The 7,224-nt window shown below is 50.3% G+C and carries 4 protein-coding genes and 1 rRNA gene; 4 read left to right on the plus strand and 1 reads right to left on the minus strand.

The annotated features are described in order from the left end of the window. Window positions 1–7: 7 nt before the first annotated feature. Entirely contained in the window at window positions 8–2,179 is a 2,172-nt protein-coding gene (gene fadB / locus AC6R03_RS18165) for a fatty acid oxidation complex subunit alpha FadB (RefSeq protein ID WP_500628948.1), read from the minus strand. A gap of 261 nt (window positions 2,180–2,440) precedes the next feature. Between fadB and AC6R03_RS18170 the strand changes: the two genes are divergently transcribed. From AC6R03_RS18170 to AC6R03_RS18185, 4 genes are all read left to right on the plus strand, one after another. Then, window positions 2,441–3,067: a YigZ family protein gene (locus AC6R03_RS18170; RefSeq protein WP_334555556.1), complete on the plus strand. Its 627-nt coding sequence runs from the start codon at window positions 2,441–2,443 to the stop codon at window positions 3,065–3,067. A gap of 42 nt (window positions 3,068–3,109) precedes the next feature. Further along, a complete protein-coding gene (locus AC6R03_RS18175; protein ID WP_500630496.1) occupies window positions 3,110–4,567 on the plus strand; it encodes a TrkH family potassium uptake protein in 1,458 nt (485 codons plus the stop codon). Window positions 4,568–4,576: 9 nt separating this feature from the next. Then, entirely contained in the window at window positions 4,577–5,101 is a 525-nt protein-coding gene (gene hemG, locus AC6R03_RS18180; RefSeq protein ID WP_334555554.1) for a menaquinone-dependent protoporphyrinogen IX dehydrogenase, read from the plus strand. 466 nt (window positions 5,102–5,567) lie between these two features. Next, window positions 5,568–7,119, plus strand: a 16S ribosomal RNA gene (locus tag AC6R03_RS18185). Window positions 7,120–7,224 lie beyond the last annotated feature (105 nt).

A 7,224-nucleotide genomic window follows, 5' to 3' on the forward strand; every position in this document is an offset into this window, starting at 1 on the left:
AATCTCCTTATATAGAACTTTGCTGCTGTTGGCCATAGAAGGTCTCGCCTTTTTCAGCCATGGTTTTGAGCAGTTTTGGCACCTGGTACATCGCACCCAGATCCGAGTATTGCTGCGCCATTGCGACAAACTCAGCAATGCCCACACTATCGAGATAACGGAACACCCCACCACGGAATGGAGGGAAGCCAAGACCATAAACCAGCGCCATGTCCGCTTCTTGAGGAGAGGCGATGATGCCCTCTTCAAGACACAGCACCACTTCGTTGATCATTGGAATCATCATGCGTTGAATAATGGTTTGGTCATCAAACGCTTGCGACGATTGCGTCACTTCAGCGAGCAGCGGTAACACATCATCACTGAAGGTTTTCTTCGGTTTGCCTTTTCGATCGATGCTGTAGCTGTAGAAGCCACTGCCGTTTTTCTGGCCGTACTTGTTTGCATCAAACAGCGCATCAATCGCATCGCGATCCGATTTACCCATACGCTCTGGGAAGCCTTGCGCCATGACGGCTTGAGCATGATGCGCCGTATCAATACCGACCACATCGAGCAAGTAAGCAGGGCCCATCGGCCAACCAAATTGACGCTCCATGACTTTATCGACTTGGGTGAAATCGGCCCCATCACGCAGTAGCAAGCTAAAGCCGCCAAAGTAAGGGAAGAGCACACGGTTGACGAAAAATCCCGGGCAGTCATTGACCACAATCGGGGATTTGCCCATCTTAGCCGCATAGGCGACCACGCGGTTGATGGTGTCGTCTGAGGTGTGTTCACCACGGATGATCTCGACCAATGGCATGCGGTGTACTGGGTTAAAGAAGTGCATACCACAGAATTTGTCTGGGCGAGACAGCGACTTCGCCAGCAAGTTGATTGGGATAGTCGATGTGTTCGAGGTGATCACCGTCTCTTCGCTCACCTGCTGCTCAACTTCACTCAGCACGGCGGCTTTGACTTTCGGGTTTTCAACCACAGCTTCGACGACAACATCAGCTTGCTCAATGCCCGCGTAGTGCAAGCTTGGTGTGATGGAAGCAAGGATGCCTGCCATTTTGAAGCCATCAATACGGCCACGTTCAAGCTGCTTGTTGAGTAGCTTAGAGGCTTCGGTCATGCCCAGATCCAGTGATGGCTGAGCAATGTCTTTCATTAGCACCGGTACCCCTTTGAGGGCGGATTGGTAGGCAATACCGCCGCCCATGATGCCTGCGCCAAGTACCGCAGCTCGCGCCGTGGCTTTGTCGGCCGATTTTTCTGCTTTCTTGGCAATCCCTTTGATGTATTGATCGTTCAAGAACAGGCCAACTAACGCCTTCGCTTCCTCGGATTTTGCCAACGTAATAAAGTGTTTACGTTCAATGGCCAGCGCTTCATCGCGCGCAAAACCTGCGCCTTGTTCGATGGTCTTGACCGCCGTCATCGGCGCTGGGTAGTGTGGGCCTGCTTTCTGGGCGACTAACCCTTTGGCCATGGTAAAGCTCATCATAGATTCGAGCTTGCTGAGCGTCAGCGCGGAGGTTTTTTGTTTGCGGCGAGCTTGCCAGTCGATTTTCTCATTGACGGCTAGGGTGAGCGTGCTCAGCGCAGAGTCGTAAAGTCTCTCAGAGTCGACGACGGCGTCCAACAATCCGATCGCCAGTGCTTCGTCTGCACGGCAGGCTTTGCCTTGAGTGATCACTTCCATCGCGCTGTCTGCGCCGATCACGCGCGGTAGGCGAACACAGCCACCAAAGCCTGGCATGATGCCCAGTTTGGTCTCAGGTAGGCCGATGCTGGTGGTTTTATCGCCAATGCGCATGTCGGTAGCGAGTACACACTCACAACCGCCACCTAAGGTGTGGCCTTTGACTACAGAGACGGTCGGCACTGGGAGATCTTCAAGCTTATTGAAGATGCTGTTGGCGAATTGGAGCCACGTATCGAGCTGGGCTTCTGGTTTGGCAAACAAACCTAAGAATTCGGTGATGTCGGCGCCAACAATGAACGCGTCTTTGTCTGAAGTCAGCAGCAGACCTTTAAGACCGGAATGTTGAGCGAGGGCATCGAGCGCCTTATCGAGAGACTCGAGTGTGGCGAGATCGAGTTTGTTAACGGATTGTGGAGAGCAGAAACAGAGTTCAGCTAACCCGTCTTTTAATTCCTTTACCTGTAGGGTGTCGGCTTGGTAAATCATTGTCTATCTCCATGACATACAATCGTGGATTGCGTGTTGATCTCGCGAACCGGTCGTTATGGACCACGCAAGATTAACTAGGAAAGTTGTTATATTTATTGCTCTGGTTAGACCAGAGAACTTAGTGTGGATCGCTCATTGGACAAATTCAATACATTTTTCAAACAAGTGTTTAACATTGTGCGCTTGAACAAATCTTAGACGACGCGCAAACCGCTCTCATGTTAGACTCACGCCAGTTTGCCAAGACTTGCTATGCCCATGAATGATCACCCTTATTTAATTCCCTTGCAGCCTGCGGTGTTTGAAGAAGAGATAAAGAAGAGCGTCTTTATCACCCAGCTCGCCCATACACCGAGTATCGACAGTGCCAAGGCGTTTATCGAACAAGTGAGACGGGCGCACCCCAGTGCTCGGCACCATTGTTGGGGTTTTGTCGCAGGGCGACCGGAAAATTCCATGCTGTGGGGATTCAGTGATGATGGTGAGCCGTCGGGGACGGCGGGCAAACCCATTTTGGCTCAATTATCCGGATCGGGAGTTGGTGAAGTGACGGCAGTCGTCACCCGTTATTCAGGTGGTATCAAGCTGGGGACGGGAGGCTTGGTCAAAGCCTATGGTGGCGGTGTGGGGCAAGCGCTTAAGTTGCTTCAAACAATTGAGAAAAAAATCACCACAAACTTGCGACTGGAGTTAGACTATGGCTTCCTGCCTATTGCGCAGGCGATGCTACCGCAATTCAATGCCGTGGAAGTATCGGCCGAGTACAGCGATCATGTCGTGCTGGTGGTAGAGATAGAGCGGAGGGATGCCGCTGTGTTTACCCAGGCGGTCATCAATAAAAGTGGCGCCAAAGCTAACATCACCTCTTTCGATGGAAAACAATGATAATTAGGAAGTCTGAAGCCAAGCTTCAATAGTCGTCTCTGTATGCAATTTCGTTCAATTATTCGCATCGTCGGCCTACTGCTGGCCTTATTTAGCGTCACCATGCTGGCGCCTGCTTTAGTCGCACTTATCTATCGAGATGGTGCGGGCGTGCCCTTTGTCACCACCTTTTTTGTTTTGCTTGCCTGTGGCGCAGTGTGTTGGTTTCCGAATCGTCGTCATAAACATGAACTGAAAGCCCGTGATGGTTTTCTGATTGTGGTGCTGTTTTGGACGGTACTGGGCAGTGCAGGGGCGCTGCCTTTTTTAGCGGCGGATTACCCCAATGTGTCGGTGACCGATGCGTTTTTTGAATCATTCTCTGCGCTGACCACGACAGGGGCCACCGTCATTGTTGGGCTGGATGAGTTGCCAAAAGCGATCCTTTTTTATCGTCAGATACTGCAATGGTTTGGTGGCATGGGGATCATCGTGCTCGCGGTGGCGATATTACCCGTGCTGGGTATCGGTGGTATGCAGCTTTATCGCGCTGAGATCCCAGGTCCAGTTAAAGATACCAAGATGACGCCGAGGATTGCAGAAACTGCGAAAGCGCTTTGGTATATCTACCTCAGTTTGACGATCGCGTGTGCACTTGCGTTCTGGTTGGCCGGCATGACGCCATTCGATGCGATCAGCCACAGCTTTTCGACTATCGCGATCGGGGGCTTCTCTACTCATGACGCCAGTATGGGTTATTTCGATAGCTACGCCATCAATATGATCACTGTGGTGTTCTTGTTGATTTCTGCCTGTAACTACTCACTTCACTTTGCCGCCTTTGCTTCTGGCGGTGTGCACCCTAAATATTATTGGAAAGATCCCGAGTTTCGCGCATTCCTCTTTATTCAAGCGCTGCTCTTTATCATCTGTTTCCTCGTGTTATTGAATCATCACTCTTACGACTCAAAATACGATGCGTTTGACCAAGCGCTGTTCCAGACGGTTTCGATTTCGACAACAGCAGGCTTTACCACCACAGGATTTTCAGAGTGGCCGCTGTTTCTTCCCGTCCTATTGCTGTTCTCCTCTTTTATTGGTGGTTGCGCCGGTTCGACCGGTGGTGGGATGAAGGTGATCCGTATCCTACTATTAACACTACAAGGCGTGCGAGAGCTCAAACGTCTGGTTCACCCAAGAGCGGTGTACACCATTAAAGTCGGCGGAAGTGCTCTATCACAACGAGTGGTCGATGCCGTGTGGGGATTTTTCTCTGCCTACGCATTGGTCTTTGTGGTTTGCATGCTGGGTCTTATTGCGACCGGCATGGATGAGTTAAGTGCCTTCTCCGCAGTGGCCGCCACGCTCAACAACTTAGGCCCGGGTCTTGGCGAAGTGGCGCTCCACTTCGGCGATGTGAATGATAAAGCCAAATGGGTGTTGATTGTCTCTATGTTGTTTGGGCGTCTCGAAGTGTTCACCCTACTGATTCTGCTGACCCCTACCTTTTGGAAAAGTTAAAGGAAGCCTATGTCAAAAGCGCTGTTTCTCTATTCTTCCCGTGAAGGACAGACAAAAAAAATTCTCCACACCCTGCAACAACAATTGGACATGGAGTGCGACATCATCGATCTCCACCTTGTTGATCAGGTCGACTTTGCCCCCTACGAGCGCGTGCTGGTCGGCGCCTCTATTCGTTATGGCCACTTAAATAAGCAACTGTATCGTTTTATTGAGCGAAACCTCGATCAACTGCAGCAGCACAAAGCAGCATTTATTTGTGTCAATCTGACCGCGAGAAAAGAAGCGCAAGGAAAGGACACCCCAGAAGGGAGTGCGTACATCAAAACCTTCCTCAGCAAATCCGCTTGGCAACCCAGTCTGATTGGTGTTTTTGCCGGGGCGCTGCGTTACCCACGTTATAATTGGTTCGATAAAACTATGATTAAGTTCATTATGTCGATGACAGGCGGTGAAACCGATACAACCAAAGAGGTGGAGTACACCAACTGGGAAAAAGTGCGCTTATTTGGTGAAAAGTTTAAAAATATGTAAAGAAAACGCTCGCTTATAACGCTTTGAGGTGATGTTTTAATCGAATAGCAAAGAAATGCCATTTTTTTTGAAAAAGGGGTTGCCAAGTATCATCGGATATCTATAATGCCCCCTCGCTGACACGGCAAGGCTCCAATAAGGATACTCACCGTAACAGCAGGTCTAAAAGCCCAGCAAAAATTGCTGAGAAAAGTTTGAAAAAAGTGGTTGACACTAAAACTTAAATCGCTAAAATGACCGTCCGTTTTGAGTGAGACTCAAAACTAGCTCTTTAACAATATAAACCTATCAATCTGTGTGGGCACTCGTTGATGATAATCCAAATAGTTTCTTCGGAAACAATTTAGGTTTCAATGATACGAAGTGACCATTGAGTCTTCGGACTCAGCACAGTCAATTCAAACATTACTTTCGCTATTTATTAGCGAAGGGAATGTTCAGTATTCATTGAGCCGAACAAAACTTTAAATTGAAGAGTTTGATCATGGCTCAGATTGAACGCTGGCGGCAGGCCTAACACATGCAAGTCGAGCGGAAACGAGTTAACTGAACCTTCGGGGAACGTTAACGGCGTCGAGCGGCGGACGGGTGAGTAATGCCTGGGAAATTGCCCTGATGTGGGGGATAACCATTGGAAACGATGGCTAATACCGCATAATGCTTTCGAGCCAAAGAGGGGGACCTTCGGGCCTCTCGCGTCAGGATATGCCCAGGTGGGATTAGCTAGTTGGTGAGGTAAGGGCTCACCAAGGCGACGATCCCTAGCTGGTCTGAGAGGATGATCAGCCACACTGGAACTGAGACACGGTCCAGACTCCTACGGGAGGCAGCAGTGGGGAATATTGCACAATGGGCGCAAGCCTGATGCAGCCATGCCGCGTGTATGAAGAAGGCCTTCGGGTTGTAAAGTACTTTCAGCAGTGAGGAAGGTTCATGCGTTAATAGCGTATGGATTTGACGTTAGCTGCAGAAGAAGCACCGGCTAACTCCGTGCCAGCAGCCGCGGTAATACGGAGGGTGCGAGCGTTAATCGGAATTACTGGGCGTAAAGCGCATGCAGGTGGTTTGTTAAGTCAGATGTGAAAGCCCGGGGCTCAACCTCGGAATTGCATTTGAAACTGGCAGACTAGAGTACTGTAGAGGGGGGTAGAATTTCAGGTGTAGCGGTGAAATGCGTAGAGATCTGAAGGAATACCAGTGGCGAAGGCGGCCCCCTGGACAGATACTGACACTCAGATGCGAAAGCGTGGGGAGCAAACAGGATTAGATACCCTGGTAGTCCACGCCGTAAACGATGTCTACTTGGAGGTTGTGGCCTTGAGCCGTGGCTTTCGGAGCTAACGCGTTAAGTAGACCGCCTGGGGAGTACGGTCGCAAGATTAAAACTCAAATGAATTGACGGGGGCCCGCACAAGCGGTGGAGCATGTGGTTTAATTCGATGCAACGCGAAGAACCTTACCTACTCTTGACATCTACAGAACTTAGCAGAGATGCTTTGGTGCCTTCGGGAACTGTAAGACAGGTGCTGCATGGCTGTCGTCAGCTCGTGTTGTGAAATGTTGGGTTAAGTCCCGCAACGAGCGCAACCCTTATCCTTGTTTGCCAGCACTTCGGGTGGGAACTCCAGGGAGACTGCCGGTGATAAACCGGAGGAAGGTGGGGACGACGTCAAGTCATCATGGCCCTTACGAGTAGGGCTACACACGTGCTACAATGGCGCATACAGAGGGCGGCGAACTTGCGAGAGTAAGCGAATCCCAAAAAGTGCGTCGTAGTCCGGATTGGAGTCTGCAACTCGACTCCATGAAGTCGGAATCGCTAGTAATCGTGGATCAGAATGCCACGGTGAATACGTTCCCGGGCCTTGTACACACCGCCCGTCACACCATGGGAGTGGGCTGCAAAAGAAGTGGGTAGTTTAACCTTCGGGAGGACGCTCACCACTTTGTGGTTCATGACTGGGGTGAAGTCGTAACAAGGTAGCGCTAGGGGAACCTGGCGCTGGATCACCTCCTTATACGATGATTATCGTTTTGAGTGTCCACACAGATTGATATGGTTTGTAAAAGTAAAGAGAGATTCTAGAGGCTAGTTACTAGTCCCTAGAATACAATGAACCTTT

The sequence above is a fragment of the Vibrio sp. R10-SG-ISO4 genome (assembly GCF_059834135.1).